The 16,213-nt window shown below is 31.3% G+C and carries 13 protein-coding genes; 3 read left to right on the forward strand and 10 right to left on the reverse strand.

The annotated features are described in order from the left end of the window. Positions 1–110 precede the first annotated feature (110 nt). Positions 111–1,052, forward strand: coding sequence for a transglutaminase-like domain-containing protein (locus Q7I96_03130; protein ID MDO9626606.1), 942 nt, complete (start codon positions 111–113; stop codon positions 1,050–1,052). 781 nt (positions 1,053–1,833) lie between these two features. Then, positions 1,834–3,198, forward strand: a complete 1,365-nt coding sequence (locus tag Q7I96_03135) for an RNase J family beta-CASP ribonuclease (GenBank protein ID MDO9626607.1) — start codon at positions 1,834–1,836, stop codon at positions 3,196–3,198. Positions 3,199–3,231: 33 nt separating this feature from the next. Here Q7I96_03135 and Q7I96_03140 read toward each other — a convergent pair whose 3' ends face one another. The 10 genes from Q7I96_03140 to Q7I96_03185 all read right to left on the reverse strand — a co-directional run bounded on the left by Q7I96_03140 (position 3,232) and on the right by Q7I96_03185 (position 12,757). Continuing rightward, positions 3,232–3,399, reverse strand: a complete 168-nt coding sequence (locus Q7I96_03140) for a hypothetical protein (protein ID MDO9626608.1) — start codon at positions 3,397–3,399, stop codon at positions 3,232–3,234. Positions 3,400–3,845: 446 nt separating this feature from the next. Continuing rightward, positions 3,846–4,586, reverse strand: coding sequence for a response regulator (locus tag Q7I96_03145; GenBank protein MDO9626609.1), 741 nt, complete (start codon positions 4,584–4,586; stop codon positions 3,846–3,848). Between the two features lie 186 nt (positions 4,587–4,772). Continuing rightward, positions 4,773–6,071 (reverse strand): L-serine ammonia-lyase, iron-sulfur-dependent, subunit alpha, encoded by a 1,299-nt coding sequence (locus Q7I96_03150; protein MDO9626610.1) that lies wholly within the window; start codon positions 6,069–6,071, stop codon positions 4,773–4,775. Between the two features lie 173 nt (positions 6,072–6,244). Then, positions 6,245–6,916, reverse strand: coding sequence for a response regulator (locus Q7I96_03155; GenBank protein ID MDO9626611.1), 672 nt, complete (start codon positions 6,914–6,916; stop codon positions 6,245–6,247). 8 nt (positions 6,917–6,924) lie between these two features. Beyond that, positions 6,925–7,239, reverse strand: coding sequence for a hypothetical protein (locus Q7I96_03160; protein ID MDO9626612.1), 315 nt, complete (start codon positions 7,237–7,239; stop codon positions 6,925–6,927). Between the two features lie 12 nt (positions 7,240–7,251). After that, positions 7,252–7,431: a hypothetical protein gene (locus Q7I96_03165; GenBank protein MDO9626613.1), complete on the reverse strand. Its 180-nt coding sequence runs from the start codon at positions 7,429–7,431 to the stop codon at positions 7,252–7,254. A 356-nt stretch (positions 7,432–7,787) separates the two neighbouring features. Next, positions 7,788–7,994: a hypothetical protein gene (locus Q7I96_03170; GenBank protein MDO9626614.1), complete on the reverse strand. Its 207-nt coding sequence runs from the start codon at positions 7,992–7,994 to the stop codon at positions 7,788–7,790. Positions 7,995–8,225: 231 nt separating this feature from the next. Beyond that, positions 8,226–9,752, reverse strand: a complete 1,527-nt coding sequence (locus Q7I96_03175; GenBank protein ID MDO9626615.1) for a peptide MFS transporter — start codon at positions 9,750–9,752, stop codon at positions 8,226–8,228. Positions 9,753–9,766: 14 nt separating this feature from the next. Then, on the reverse strand, positions 9,767–11,275 hold the full coding sequence (locus tag Q7I96_03180) for an amino acid permease (protein ID MDO9626616.1): 1,509 nt from the start codon (positions 11,273–11,275) through the stop codon (positions 9,767–9,769). Between the two features lie 15 nt (positions 11,276–11,290). Next, positions 11,291–12,757, reverse strand: a complete 1,467-nt coding sequence (locus Q7I96_03185; GenBank protein ID MDO9626617.1) for an amino acid permease — start codon at positions 12,755–12,757, stop codon at positions 11,291–11,293. Positions 12,758–13,428: 671 nt separating this feature from the next. On the opposite strand from Q7I96_03185, the gene Q7I96_03190 reads away from it, so the two are divergent. Continuing rightward, the gene (locus Q7I96_03190) at positions 13,429–15,465 is read left to right on the forward strand and encodes a CHASE4 domain-containing protein (protein ID MDO9626618.1); all 2,037 of its coding nucleotides are present in this window, start codon (positions 13,429–13,431) and stop codon (positions 15,463–15,465) included. The last annotated feature ends 748 nt before the right edge of the window (positions 15,466–16,213 follow it).

The following is a 16,213-nucleotide window of genomic DNA, read 5'->3' on the forward strand; positions in this document are numbered from 1 at the left end:
TAAAGTGGCATTGATATGGAGGCGGTAAAATTTCGCGAAAATTAAATCTAGTTTTCGTATTATCATTATGTTTAGCTTTTTTAAGCTTTAGTGGAATTCACGCCACTGACGTGAATCAAACATCACTGGAAAACGCAAATAAAACTAGTGATGGAACATTACAGAATATAACTAACAATACAGTCCCAGCAACAAATCAAACAGTTAGCACCAGTGCTTCGACAATTAACAGCAGCACCAATGATTCAACAGTGAAAACAAGTACCAGTAGCGGTGTAGCTAATAACACAACGTATTACAATGTTACAGTTAAGGTACCTTACAAATACTGGTATAAGGCTAAAGTGAAAGTTGCTCATACCAAGTATGTAAACCAGAAAGTAAAGGTAAAATACAAGAGATACTACAAGGTCAAGTATAAATACCACGGGAAATGGTATACCAAAAACAAATATACTTGGAAATACAAGTATGTCTACAAAAAAGTGAAAAAAACTTACTACACCTATACTTACAAGTGGACCTACCAGATCAGATACAAAACAGTCACTAAATTAACTACAACTAAACCAGTAGCAACAGCAGCAGCAACGACAACATTTAGCAAAAATCCATATTTGATTTCAAGTAAAAATTGTCAAGTCACTGCTTCAACTATAAAATCAGTGGCCAAAACAATAACTAGCGGTGCTACTTCCTACAGTTCCAAAGCAACCAAAATATTCAACTGGGTTAGGGATCACCTGGCTTACAGTTTTTACTACAACAGCAAATACGGAGCAGTTAAAACTCTCCAGTACAGAAAAGGAAACTGTGTAGATCATGCTCACCTCATTAATGCTTTAATGAGGGCCGTAGGCATACAATCTAGATATGTACATGCAAGTGCTAGATTTAGCAGTGGAAGCACTTATGGTCATGTCTTCTCAGAAGTCTATGTCAATGGAAAATGGTTAAAAGCAGATGCTACCAGTTCCAGAAACAGTCTGGGCGTAGTTAGAAGTTGGAGTCTGGTTAAATTTAAAGCCAGATATGCTTCACTGCCATTTTAGATGTTAGGGAAATATCCCTAACATTTCTTTTATTTTTTTAAGTACAAATTCTATTTTTATATCTAATATTACACTGGTTTAGCACGTTTTAAACAAATTTTATTTTATATTAAAAATTATCATCATTTTCAGCTTGTTTTTTTATTTTAGTTTATATTTTCTCAATAATAGTCATTCTAATTTATAAAATCATTAAAAACACTATTTTAATTAATTATCTATAAAAAAATCCCATAAACTATATAAAGCATGTTAATTGAATATAAATTAACAATAAGAATATATTTTAAATTTATAAATCATTATTTTTGTACTTTTGATTTTTTATTTAAAGTGGTTTCTTAATTTTTATAAGAATTAAGGATTTATTATCTGTGTAATAGTAAATCTAATATTTTTATGGAAATTCCCGGGGCAAATATATAATATTAGCAATTAGAAAAGAAATTAGGCTATTTTTATCAAATATAAGATTTAGAAATGTCAATTTAATAACTAATGCATCTAAGAAACCATTTAAAATAAAAATAATAAAGACAAATAAATAATAATTAATTGAGATTTGAACAAATAGATATAATTGAAAATTTACCAGATATAAACATTGATCATCAATAAATTCAGGATAACACTATAAAATAAGTCCCAACAGTGAAATGGGCCAATTTAATAAAGAATTAAATAAATTCACTCTTTAAAAAAAATTGAATTATTTGTTGCTGAATTCAGCACCAGATTTGTTGAATAATTTAAAAATAGGAATCAATTAGGAGATTAATATATGAGCATTGAAATAATAGCAATGGGAGGATACGAGGAAGTGGGTAAAAACATGACCGCCGTTAAGGTAGGCGAAGATGTTATAATATTCGACATGGGAATCCACCTCGATCGACTCCATATTCACGAAGATACCAATATAGAAAAAATGCATAGTTTAGACCTTATAGAAAGGGGCGTCATACCTGATGACACCCTTATGAAAGATGTTAATGGAAAGGTCAAGGCCATAGTTTTCACCCACGGACACCTGGATCACATAGGTGCAGTGGCCAAGCTGGCACAGAGATATGAGGCCCCTATTATTGCAACCCCATATACCATGGCATTAATAGAGCGTATCATTAAAGGAGAAAGGAAATTTAAGTTCAATAATCCTCTCCAAGTATTAAACTCCGGTGAAAAATGTCAAATATCACCAGATGTAACCTTAGAATTTGTGCACACCACACACAGTATACCTCAGGCAGTTACACCAGTTTTACACACATCAGAGGGAATAGTAGTTTACTCTAATGATTTCAAGTTTGATAATCACCAGAAACTTTCCCCGCCACCAGATTATCAGAGATTCCGGGAATTGGGTGAAAAAGGAGTTCTAGCATTTATTGTGGATTCCACCCGTGCTGCAGAATATGATCAGGTAATAACCCATTCAGAAAGGGTAGCTAGAGTAGTTCTTGAAGATATAATGGAACAACCATTAAAAGAAGAAGAGGGAATAATAGTCACTACCTTTGCATCTCACATAGAAAGAATACAGGCTATAAGCGAAATAGTAGCCAAAAGCGACCGTAAAATGTTGCTACTCGGCCGTTCTATGGAAAGATACTGTAGTCTTGCCGAAACCATGGGGATATTAAAACTTCCTAAAAATAGTAGCATATATGGAAGTCCTAAATCAATTAATAGGGCCCTGACTTTAGCAGATGAGAACAGAGAAGATTATGTGCTTTTAGCCACTGGCCATCAGGGAGAGCCAGATGCACTACTTCCTAGAATAGCTAATGAAAAAACAAGTTTCAATGTACAACATGGAGATAATATAATATTCTCTGCTCCAGTTATACCTAATCCCTTAAATAAGGCCAATCGTAACCTTTTAGAGCGACGTTTAAAATCAAAGGGTGCTCGTATATTCACCAATGCTCACGTTTCAGGCCACGCTGGTCGTGAAGATCACCGTAATTTCATTAGAATGCTTAACCCAGCACATATAATTCCATCTCACGGAGATCTGGAAATGTTAACTGCTTACGCCGAATTGGCTGAGGAAGAAGGTTACCGAATGGGAAATAATCTTCATATATTGCGTAATGGTCAAGCACAAGTGTTTAATGACGAAATTGAAGAAGTAAAGAATTAGATTTATTAAATTAGTAAATAGTAATTACTAATATTAATGAGCAAATAAATTAATTTGAATAGGTGAGGATTTAAATCCAGGCCTATTATATTTTATTTTTAAATTATTTTTAATTATATTAAATATATCTTGAAATAAAGAAAAATTAGCTAATATTTTACGAAAATTTGCTTGTTTTGTCGTTTTTCCTACTTCATACAATTTATCACCATAAAGTTAATAGGAATATTTAAATACTTAAACTTTTACATTAACAATTAGTATGTAGATGAATGGGAAAATTATTTTGTATCCATTACCTCACAAACCTGTTCATCTAACATAACTACTTAAATAGAGTATTATTAGTTTTTTTTAATCTGTAAAATGGATAATATGAAAATAAAATTAGTAGTTTTTATGAAAAGACTTAAAAAAATAGACTATAAATTGGTTTATAAAAGTTTTTTATAAGAATTAGAAAAATTCCACCACAATAATTTATTTCTTTATTAATATTTCTTGGATAAAATGTGTTAATTAAATATTTATTTTAAAAATTAAATGAAAACACACATTCTGAAGATCCGTTGGCCATAGTGGATTTGTTAATAATTTCTCCTTCCAGATTAGTCCACTCAAAACTTCTTGTTAGAATAGATTTACAATTAAACAAAAGATAGGATTTTTTGGGATTCCTCTATCCAGGGACAATTTTCAAATTTCATACATAATTGGTGAGAATTAGATTTAAAGGTATTTTTAATTCCAATATTATTAAGCTGGTTCATTAACCAGATTAAATAAGATTCAAAAATTTCCCCACCGGAAGAAGATTCATTAATTCCATTTTTATCATTATTTTTCATAAAATCGGGCTTCCAATCTGCTTCTAATCTTTTAGCAAATACAACAAAAAGGAGTTTTCGCACATCTGATTCGTTATTTGTATTGGAACTATCTTTAATTTTATCAATGCAAGAGTTAAAATCTTCCAATACTGATTTTTTAATTTTTTCAGCTTTTTTTTTAGATAAACTATGTTTATAAAGAGCCATCTGAATATTGGCATTTAATTCATTGGACATATAAGGTTTGACTAGGTAACCATGGGGTTCAGTTACTTTGGCCCTTTGAATTAATTCTTCATCAGCATAGGCGGTGAGATAAATTACAGGAACACTCATCTGCTTACGGATAATTTTTGTAGCTTCAATACCACCCATATTTCCTTTTAAAACAATATCCATTAAAATAATATCTGGAATATGTTCTTGAGCAGCTTTAATAGCTTTTTCACCCGTATTAACCATATCTAATACAGTATGGCCCATATCTTCCAGTTTATGTTTTAATCCTAGAGCCAAAATGCTTTCATCTTCTACCACCAGAATTTTTGCGCTTTCCATTTAATTCCCCCGTGAATTTAGTGAATATGATCATTATAGTAATCTATTTTCATTTTTCTGTAAAAATCATTTTTAAAAAAATTTATTTCATAAATAAATAAATATTGAATGAATTATTTTAGAAAATCTATGATTAAAATCTATGATTCAATTCAAATTTTTAAGTTATTCATAAAGCAAGCTAATCTATGAATAGCTCTTTTCCATCATCATTTCCAGAATAAGTCTATCTGCTTCTTTCATTCCAGTATTAGCTAAAGTACAAAAATTTTCTATTGTTTTTTCAAGGTTTTTTTCAATAATGCCTTCTTTTTCACTTATAGAAACTCCAGATACTGCTAAGAGTGCAGACTGAAATGCAGCATAAGTACAAGTAGATACTTTTAAAGCACATCCCGATTTGGCCCCATCACAGATCATTCCCGTTACATTAGCCATCATTATCTGGAGTGCAGATTCAATTTCTCTTTTTTTACCACCTAGAATAAAAGTGATCCCACAACAAGCCCCCATAGAAGAAATAATAGCACCACACATGGCAGATAATCGTCCCAAATGTGATTTGATGTAAATAGTAACCAGGTTACTTAAAGTCACTGCTCGAATTTTTTTCTCTGTATCAATACCCCTTTGCTCAGCAGCAACCACCACCGGCATGGTAGCAGAAATACCTTGATTACCACTGCCAGAATTACTAATAGCTGGTAAAGTGCAACCAGACATTCGGGCATCAGAACCAGCAGCAGTTAATGAAATGGCTTTGGAAATGATATCCATGGAGAAAAAACCATTATCCATGTTTGATTCAATATTTTTACCTACATTAAGGCCATAAGAATTATTTAGTCCTTCTTCACAGATTTTTTTAGTGATATCTATACTATTTTTAATAATTTCCAGTTCCTTTAAATCCACATTATCCACAAATTCTAAAATCGAATCCATATTTAAAAAATCCATATTTTCATTTTTGGATTGATTAGGAATAATCAAAGGAGTTTCTTTAATTATTTCCCCATCAACTTCTATTAAAACAACATTGGTATGGGAATTTTCTATCACAACTCTAACTTTAGAGGTAATAGATTCAATGGTTACTTCCAGGTAGAATTTCGATTTGGAATCGTGAAGTTCTACATTAATTAAACCATCACTAATTAATTCTTTGGCATTTTCTATGTCCAATTTTTTTATATCATTTAATATTTCCAGATTCTTCTCTATATCTGGTTTAATAATTCCCAGGGCCCCGGCCATTAAGACCGATGAAAGATTAATTTCATAGCTAGTTGTCCCAGGGAGGGATACACTCATAGCGTTTTTGAGTAAATTACGGCTGGCTTTAATAACTACCTTTTTAATAATACTAGTGCCCAATTGCCTTTTAGCAATAGCTACTGCATAAGTGATGGCTATTGGTTCAGTACAACCTAATGATTTTACTAGTTCTTTATTTAAAAGGTCTATGAATCTTTTTTCTTCCATGTTATTCCTCACCTTTAAAATTTCCTAAGTATATCTTAACCATAATTTACTAATTAATTATAAGCAACCTTTAAATAATTAAACTTTTACATTAAAATTAAAATATAAATATAAATAAACCCAGAATTTCGTAAAACATTAAAATCAGAATAATTATCTAAAAAAAGAAAAAATTATATTTTAGGAAATTCCAAACAGAGATTATCTCCCTTAGAATATACTAGTATTTTTGAGTCGGAGGCTATAAATTTAGGCATTAAACGATGCAAAAGTTTGTAAAAAACTTCATAAGAATCTTTATTGCTTCGCTCAGCAGAAACATAGACTTTTTCCAAACTAACATCAATATCCAGAGGACCTGCCACACCATAATCATTTAAAATGGTCTGACTAATATTTTCATTCTTTTGATCAATGAAGTTGGTCACATCCACATAAACATCTTCAAAATCCATTAGGCTTTCTTGTTCATGCTGGAACTTGTGAAGTGCCATGTCAATATTGGCCTTAAGTTCTCTTTCTTTATAAGGCTTCATCAAATATCCATAAGGATAAGTCTGGGCGGCCCTATTAATTGTTTTATCATCAGCATAGGCAGTTAAATAAATAACTGGGATATCATGCATGCTTATTATTAATTTAGCTGCGTCAATTCCATCCATTTCTCCTTTGAGGACTATGTCCATTAATATTAAATCAGGTTTATCTGATTTAACGCTTTTTATGGCATCCTCACCAGTAGAAGCCGTGGCTGTAACCATAAAACCCAGTTTTTCCAGTTTCTTTTTCAGACCCAATGCCAGTATGCGTTCATCTTCTACAATTAAGATTTTTACTTCTGACATTATTCCACCTATACTCCTCTTTTAGGTGTGATTAATTCCAAACAAATACTATCTCCTTTAGGGTAAATGATAGTTGTTCCACCATATGCTTGAATAAAGTGTTCTGTGACTTTAGTAAGTATATTAAAAACATTTTCCTGTTCTTTATTGATGCAGAGATAAGTTTTTTTCAATCCTACATCTAGATTATAATCTTCCAGTTCATTGAGGATACGTGATCCAATTACAGATTCTTTTATGAATTCTTCCTTTTCTTTTAGATATTTATCGACTTCACCAAAAATTGCATCCATTTTTTGAGAATCATTCTGATTTTTATCCATTACAACACCCCCTCAATCGAAAATATCCTTTTCATCCACATCAAGTTCCTCAATCTTCTGCATGCACCATTGATACAATGCTTCTTCAGCGGCTCTTGACATTTTCCCCTGCTTTTCACCATATGATAATCTGGCTATTCTCCTAAAAGCAATTTCTAATTCATCTGATATACAAATTGTAATACATCCCATGGATATCCCCTTTACTATAATTTATCTTTAATTTCTTTACTAAATTATTAAATAAAGATTTAAAAGTTTTAATATATAAATTATTCTTTAAATATATAAAAATAATTTTATTTGATAGGGCTATTAAAAAGAAAATAAATTAAAAATAAGATATTATTTGTTTTTGGGTGAAATAAATTATAATAATCCTGGATTAATTGTTTAAAAGGAAATTATCATCTAAAATTAAGTTATTGATATTGTTTATTTTTAGTATTTTAGGTAGATATCCCGTCAGAGTAATCGGAATATCTACCTTTGCTGCAAATACTATATAAAAATAATTTGAAAAATAATTATATTATTGATAAATATAGTTAATGGTTTGCTGATTGAAAAACTCTATGTTTAACACGGTTTAAATTTAATTTTGAATAGTACTGAATACGACAAACAATACAGTCCATTAAACAGACAGTTAAATACAAAATTCCAAGACCTATAGCAAATATTAATAAAGGAAGATCTTTCAGTGCTTTTAGAAGGGATTCTGATGTCATTCCTTGAAGATATCCATCATACATCTTAATTCACCTCATATAATATCTATATTTTTATTCTCAATTATAATGTAAAAGTTTGTATATTTAAATCTTTCTATTAATTAAATAAGAATAAATGAAGAAGATAAAAAATCAGCAAATTAATCCCAGATTTTAAATTTTTTTAAATATTTTTTTAAATAATGCCCATATTCACTTCAAATATTCTTTTTGACCAATATTATTGCTCATTTTTAATTTCCATTTAAAAAATTATTTAATTCCATGCATCATTTTAACCAGTTTTTTTCTGATTAATAATAAAATAATGGCTGCTATAGCCGACATTGCCACGAATATCATGAAAAAAGTTTCCAATCCCGTAATAGGGATTCCAAATAAGGTGGGAACTACAGTTCTAGAAGGATCGGGATATAGGCATGACAAAAATCCGGCCAATATATTGGAGGCAGCAGCAGATAAAAACCATACTCCCATCAAAAGAGAAACAAATCTTGCTGGTGAAAGTTTAGTAACCGCTGATAATCCAATAGGTGATAAACATAACTCACCAAAAGTCATCATTACATAAATGGCCACCAGCCAAAGTGGACTAACTGAAGTTGTTCCTGCATCAATCATCCCCGCAGGTAAAGTAAGTAGTAAAAATCCTCCCGAAAGAAAGATTAAACCTATGGCCATTTTTGAAGGTAGTGATGGTTCTAAATTTCTAGAATTAAGTATAGGCCATAGTAGGGCAAATAATGGGGCAAATAGAAGTATGGCCAGCGGATTAACAGATTGGAACCAGCTGGCCGGAATCATATAATTAACTATACCTACCATTCGATCAACATTTTGCTGAGCAAAAAAAGTTAAAGAAACTCCGGCTTGTTCAAATGCAGTCCAGAAAAAGATGACAAAAAAGGATAGAATGAAAATTACTCCAATTCTCTGCTTTTCAATGAAGGTTAATGGTTTATTATTATTATTATTATTATTATTATTATTATTATTATTATTATTATTATTATTATTATTATTATTATTATTATTATTATTATTATTATTATTCAAAGGATTTGATGTACTACCTTTTAAAGATCCTTTTTGATCCATTAACAATTCAGGATGAAGATTATTTACCTGATGTACAGGTGTAACACCCACAGAATCACCATCAGGAGTTATGAGATATTTATTCTTACCTATAACAAAAACAGTGAGTCCAATTATCATTCCCACACCTGCGGCCAGAAAGCCATACATGAAATCAGCCGGATTACCTGTATCTCCCAGTAATCCAACCACCAGAGGTGCTATGAGCGCACCAATATTAATCCCCATATAAAATATAGTAAATGCAGAATCTCTTCTTTCATCGTTTTTAGCATATAAAGAACCCACCATGGTAGAAATATTAGGTTTAAAGAATCCGTTACCTATAATAAGTAGAAACAAGCCTAATAAAAAGAATATTTCCTGATGATTAAAGCTAAAAAATCCATGCGAAATACTATTTAATGGCGTGTATAGAAAACTACTGAAGGCCAGAGAAAACTGGCCCAGAGCCATGAGAATACCCCCAGCAATAATAGATTTCCGGTTGCCCCAGTACCTATCAGCCACATATCCACCAATCAATGGCGTTAAATAGACCAATCCCGTGTAATAACCATATATAGTGGAAGTAAAGGCGAAATTATAGAAAAGGGCCTGGAGCATATACAATGAAAGAATAGCTCTCATACCATAGTAACTAAAACGCTCCCACATTTCAGTTAAAAATAATACATACAATCCTTTAGGATGGCCTATAATTTTTTAAACCCCCTCAAATAGAATATATGATTAAAAATGGTTTTAAAATAACTGTAGTTTAATTTTTGCATAAATTTTTGAATATACTTAATCATAAATTTTACATTCAATTTACAATCTCCATCGTTTGCTCTAAGATTACTATTTTTCATACCATAAGCAAAATAAACAGCCAGACCAATCAATAAACTAATACCAAATCGTTCCAGAGTGGTATGGGATAACTGAAATATTAAAAATGAACAGAAAACAATGGACAAAATTGGTATTAATGGAACTAGGGGACATTTAAATTTCCGGGGTATTTCTGGGTGCTGTTTTCTCAGAATAATAATTGATAAGGCCAGAAAAATAAAGGCAGAAAGTGTACCAATATTCACCAGTTCAATTATAACATTTAAAGGGAAAAAAGCAGCGATTAAGGCTGCTAAAATACCAACAATAAGAATACAAAGCACCGGCGATCTGAAACTTTCATGCAAATGTGAGAATATTTCTGGTAAAAGACCATCCCGAGACATGGAATAAAAAATCCTGGTCTGTCCAAATAGACTGGTTAATAGTACAGAGGTAAGTCCAAAAAGAGCTCCAAAAGACACAATTGAAGCTGCCCAGTTGACACCTACACTTTTCAGGGCAAAAGTAACTGGAGATGAAGTATCTAATAAATTATAGGGTACCATCCCGTTTAAAACCGCAGCTACCACAATATACAAAATAGAACTTATGATTAGCGAACCAATAATTCCAATAGGCATGGTTTTTTGCGGATTTTTAGTCTCCTCCGCAGCAGTAGAAACAGCATCAAATCCTATGTAGGCAAAAAATACCATTGCCGCTCCCTGAAGTACACCCGAGAACCCGTAAGGCATGAAGGGATGGTAATTAGCAGAGTTTATGTGATTTATTCCCACTATGACAAATAGCAAAATAATGGCAATATTAACCAAGACAATAATAGCATTGAAACGAGTACTTTCCTTTACTCCTAGAATTAGTATCCCTGTTAATAAAACAATTATAAAAAGTGCGGGTAAATTAATAAGTCCGGTTCCCGGAGGTGCAGTGATTATTTGGGGTAAAATAATTCCGGCTGAGCTAAATAATCCTACTATGTATGATGACCAGCCCACCGCCACCGCAGAAGCGGAAATCAGGTATTCATACATTAAGACCCATCCAATCATCCAGGCCCAAATTTCTCCCAGGGCCACATAGGTATAAGTATAAACGCTTCCGGATATGGGGATCATGGAGGCGAACTCGGCATAACAAAGAGCTGTGAAAATACAGGCAATGGCTGATAAAACAAATGACAAAACAAGAGCTGGACCAGAATAGTGGGCTGAGGCCACACCAGTAACAATAAATATCCCTGCTCCAATAATACATCCCAGGCCCATTATTATTAGATTAATAGGACCAATACTTCTTTTTAAAGTTTTATCATCATTATCAGAAGATAAATCATTAATTGGTTTTTTGGCAAAAATTCTTTTCACATTTTCACCAATTATTCATTTTCCTGTTTCTTTCTCAGGTATTAGAGCACCTAAAACAATAGCATCATCCGTTTCTCCCATTTCTACTTCTTTATCATCCTCTTTTCGGGAGTTTTTATATTTCCGGTACGCGAAGTAGACTACCAGACCCAATATTAACCAGACGGCGAATATTTTAATGGTTAAAAAAGTAAGTTGTGTTATTAAAGCCAAGCAGGCAATAATAGAGGCCACCGGGATTATGGGAACCAGAGGGCACTTGAATTTTCGAGGGATGTGGGGGTGACTTTTTCTTAGATAAATAACGGAAATAGCTAGAAAAATAAATGCAGATAAAGCTGCAATATTAACCAGTTCAAATATGTCTCCCATAGGTAAAAATGCAGCGACCAGGGCAGATATTCCTCCCACCAGGATTATACTTATTGCTGGGGAGTTAAATTTGCTGTGCACATGAGTCAATTTCTTAGGAAGCAATTCATCCCGGGACATGGCAAATATGAGACGGGGAACCACAAATAAATTAACCAGAATAACTGTGGTCAAACCAGCAATAGCACCTATGGTTATGATGGTTGTGGCCCAGTTAGCCCCTACTGATTGTAAAGCCAGCATTATAGGGGCCTCACTATTAGCAAACATACTGAAATTTACCATACCATTCATCACTCCCGTAACAACGATATAAATTAAAGAGCAAACAGCCAGAGAACATATAATTCCTATGGGAAGAGCCCTTTGTGGATTTTTGGTCTCTTCAGCTGCAGAAGCAATAGTATCAAATCCTATGTAGGCAAAGAATACAATTGCTGCTCCCTGAAATATTCCAGATATCCCATGAGGAGCAAAGGGATGATAATTAGCAGGATTTATAAACTGGTATCCCACTACCACAAAAAGAAGGATCACTGCCAGCTTAATAAAGACAAAAAAAGCATTTATCTTGGCACTTTCCTGAGTTCCTTTTATTAATATGGCACTTAATACAACAATAATTAAAAAGGCAGGCAAATTTACCATTCCTGCTCCATTGAGGGGAGAAGATGTTAAAAAAACAGGTAAAGCCATTCCCATGGATGCTAGAAATCCTACCACATATGATGACCATCCAATAGCCACGGAAGCTCCTGCTATTATGTACTGAAGTATGCTGGTCCATCCTATTATCCAGGCCCCGATTTCTCCAATGGTAACCTGCGTATAAGTATATATACCTCCGGTAACAGTGATCATAGAAGCCATTTCAGCGTAACAAAGGGCCGTGAGACTACAGGCCAGGGCTGCTATTATAAATGAGATTATTAATGATGGTCCAGAGGTGGCCGACCCTATACCTGTCACTATAAAAATTCCAGCGCCGATTATGGCCCCGATTCCCATAATAATTAACTGAAAAGGTCCTAATGTTCTTTTAAGTTTTTCGCCTGTTGTTTTACAGTGCAAGCATTCTTCAATATCTTTTTTTTTAAACAAGGTTCTCATGGTTTCACCCATAAACTAAGACTAATGTTTAATGTAAAAGTTTAAATATATAAAGTTATTTATTTTTTATTATTCCATAGTTATTATTTAATAATTAAAATCAAATCGACAATGAAAATAAGAATTAAAATATAAAAAAAGATTTTAAAGTTATATTTCGATGAATATAAAAAATTAAGTCAATACTTGGACTGTTATTTAATTAGGAAGAATTATTTTAAGGAAGAATTATTTTATTTTTTTAAATGTAAAATAAGAATTAAATTAAAAATTAAAAACAAAAAATACAATAAAATAGATAAAAATAAAAGCTGAGCCCTAATTTGGAAAATTGTGTAAAGGGGTGAAAAGTCAGAGACTCGGACTCAGCTTGGGGGTCATTTCCAAATTATACTTAACTTTAACATTAGAATATATAAAATTTTCTATTTTAACTAATAGACTAAACGAATTATTAAAAAATGATTTGAAAAAATGGAAAAATTTAATTATTTAAAAGTATCTATTATTAATCAATTAAACATAATAATTCATAAAAAAGTGAAACTATAATTAAGTAATATCATCTAAAAATCCATAAAAAGCATTTAGAATAATCTAATAATCAGGGTAAAAAAACTAAGAAGTATGGGGGAAATAAAATTAAATTAAGAAGAAAAACACTTGCTATAATGGCCTTAATATTACTTTCCCTGATTTTAAGTTTTTTTATAATCTCTGAGCTTTTTTTCATCAATGCTGCTGAGGATACCGAAAACCAGTACGCCACCATGGTACTCAAAAACACGATCAATTCACTTAATAATGATTTAGATTCTATAAATAATACTGCTAATGACTGGTCCCAGTACGACGCTGCTTATAATTTTGTAAAAGATAATAATACTAATTTTAAAGAGCGTAGTCTAATTAATGATACTTTCTCTAGATTAAAAATTAATTTTATAATTTTTACCAATAATTCAGGAGATATTGTTTTTTCAAAAGCCGTTAATTTACAGTCAAAAAAAGAAATACCCATGTATTCTAATGTAAATAACGTTACTAAGGATTATATACAGTATTTACAAGAAAAAAATACTACAGAAAGCTCTGGATTCATATATATCAATGGAAGACCACTAATGCTGGTAACCAAGCCAGTTTTAAGAAGTGGGGGAGAAGGCCCGTCCCCAGGTTATATGATCATGGGCCGTTATCTGGATACCTATGCAGGAAATAGCCTTCCTGAGAATTCAGAATTATCTATAACTCCTGTTAATTCTTCTAAGGATCTGGAGGTATTTAATAATATTAATAATTCTAATTCTAATCTTAAACAGTCCCCAATTATACTAAAAATTACCAGTAATGATTTTTTAACAGGATATAGTATTCTCCGGAGTTCTTCCGGACGACCCTCCCTCGTTTTAAAAGTAGAAATGCCCCGAAGCATATATAAAAGCTCTCAAAGAACCAAATTGCTACTGGCCTTATCATTATTAATATCCGGAATTGTAGCAGCTTTTCTGATTTATAATTATCTGGATCGTAACCTCCTACGCAGGCTAGATAAAATCACATCCAGTGTTCTAGACATTGGTAAAAGTAATGACCTATCTGGCAGAATACCAGTTTTAGGTGATGATGAGTTAGCTAATCTTGCAATTTCAGTTAATGAAATGTTAAAATCACTGGAAAAATCAAATATAGAACTTAAGAAAAGTAGAGAAGGGTATAAAACTATTTTTGAAAATACGGGTACTGCTATGCTTTTATTGGATAAAAATATGAATATCCTATTAGCTAACACTCATTTTAAAGAGATTTTTAATTTAAATGAAGAAAATAAGAATGAAAATAATAATTTAAAGGATTTAATGGCCAAAAAAGATCATACTAAGCTCCAAGATTACCAATTGAATCTTGAAAGTAATGTTAATGACTTTAAAAATTATGAATTCCATTTAATCAATAAAGAAGGAGAAATCCGTGATTTTTATGCAACTTTCAGTTTCATGAAGGGTGCTGACGAAGTTTTAATATCCTTAATTGATATAACTGAACATAAAAAAACTGGAAACAAGATTAAAGAATCTTTAAAAGAGAAAGAGATTTTATTAAGAGAGATTCACCACCGAGTTAAAAATAATTTGCAAATAATCTCGGTCTTATTATCCCTACAATCTGAAGAAATTGATGATCCAGAGATTCTTGAAAAGTATAAAGAAAGTGAAAATCGTATCCATTCCATGGCCTTAATTCATGAAAGAATGTACCAATCTAAAGATCTATCTAGTATAGACTTCGCAGACTATGTTCAAAATTTAATTGCTGATATTGCATATGCATACGGCTTTGATGGCCGTAGTTTAGATATCACAATGGATTTAAATAATTATAATATGAGTATTGAAACGGTTATGCCTCTGGGACTGATTATCAATGAATTAGTTTCCAATAGTTTAAAATACGCATTCCAAAACAAATCAAGTAAAAAAATTAATATAATTCTTGAAAAACTTGATAATGATCAATTTAAATTAGAAATTAGTGATAATGGAATGGGTTTTCCCGAAAATATTGATTTTAAGAATACAAGCTCATTAGGATTACAACTGGTTAACGAGTTAGTCCAGCAAATAGATGGGGAGATGGAACTATTTAATGAAAAAGGAACGAAATTTATTATCAATTTCCACGAACCAGAATATAAAAAAAGGATTTGATCTAAGTTCAGGTTATAGTAGTTTTATTAAAAGAAATTTGTATTTCCATGGTTTTATTTTTTCAAACTATTATTAAAAAACTTTTAATCCATTAGAATATTTAAATTCTAAAAATATTAAAATGTTTATTAATAAGTTATGGAAAATTAATAGACAAAAAATGCTTTTTGGCTTAAAAGACTAAAATTTTTTATAATATTAAAAAATAATTTAAATAGATTAAACATCTTTATTTTAAAAAGTATGCCTTTAAATCAAATAATATTCTTTAAAATTACATTATATTGCTTTATCACTTCTATCAAATAAGGTGTCTTATTGAAGTGCAAATAAAGATAATTTAATAAATTAAATTTAAACTTCGAGAATAACCTATTCTTCAAAAAAGCCCTAACATAAGAGAATTTATTTAAATAAAGTATTATGAAGTCTTTTCTCTTATAGTGTAATAAAAAAAGCTCAAATTGAGTCTTATTTGATTTAATAGGTGTAAATACTGCCTTTTTCTTGATTTTAAATCACAATCTTTATATAAGATGTGACCGGTGATATAATAATATCATTGTGACCTTAATTTGACCATCATGATTATTATTGAAGTTTTTTTAATAATCTGGACTTTTTAAAGTGGCATTGATATGGAGGCGGTAAAATTTCGCGAAAATTAAATCTAGTTTTCGTATTATCATTATGTTTAGCTTTTTTAAGCTTTAGTGGAATTCACGCCACTGACGTGAATCAAACATCA

This window comes from Methanobacteriaceae archaeon, from assembly GCA_030656015.1.
GTDB lineage: Archaea > Methanobacteriota > Methanobacteria > Methanobacteriales > Methanobacteriaceae > UBA349.

What these genes read in the sequence shown, in the direction of transcription:
- Q7I96_03135 (MDO9626607.1), top strand. Translation starts at nt 1,834, where the DNA reads ATGAGCATTGAAATAATAGCAATGGGAGGATACGAGGAAGTGGGTAAA.
- Q7I96_03145 (MDO9626609.1), bottom strand. Translation starts at nt 4,586, where the DNA reads ATGGAAAGCGCAAAAATTCTGGTGGTAGAAGATGAAAGCATTTTGGCT.
- Q7I96_03150 (MDO9626610.1), bottom strand. Translation starts at nt 6,071, where the DNA reads ATGGAAGAAAAAAGATTCATAGACCTTTTAAATAAAGAACTAGTAAAA.
- Q7I96_03155 (MDO9626611.1), bottom strand. Translation starts at nt 6,916, where the DNA reads ATGTCAGAAGTAAAAATCTTAATTGTAGAAGATGAACGCATACTGGCA.
- Q7I96_03160 (MDO9626612.1), bottom strand. Translation starts at nt 7,239, where the DNA reads ATGGATAAAAATCAGAATGATTCTCAAAAAATGGATGCAATTTTTGGT.
- Q7I96_03165 (MDO9626613.1), bottom strand. Translation starts at nt 7,431, where the DNA reads ATGGGATGTATTACAATTTGTATATCAGATGAATTAGAAATTGCTTTT.
- Q7I96_03170 (MDO9626614.1), bottom strand. Translation starts at nt 7,994, where the DNA reads ATGTATGATGGATATCTTCAAGGAATGACATCAGAATCCCTTCTAAAA.
- Q7I96_03185 (MDO9626617.1), bottom strand. Translation starts at nt 12,757, where the DNA reads ATGAGAACCTTGTTTAAAAAAAAAGATATTGAAGAATGCTTGCACTGT.
- Q7I96_03190 (MDO9626618.1), top strand. Translation starts at nt 13,429, where the DNA reads ATGGCCTTAATATTACTTTCCCTGATTTTAAGTTTTTTTATAATCTCT.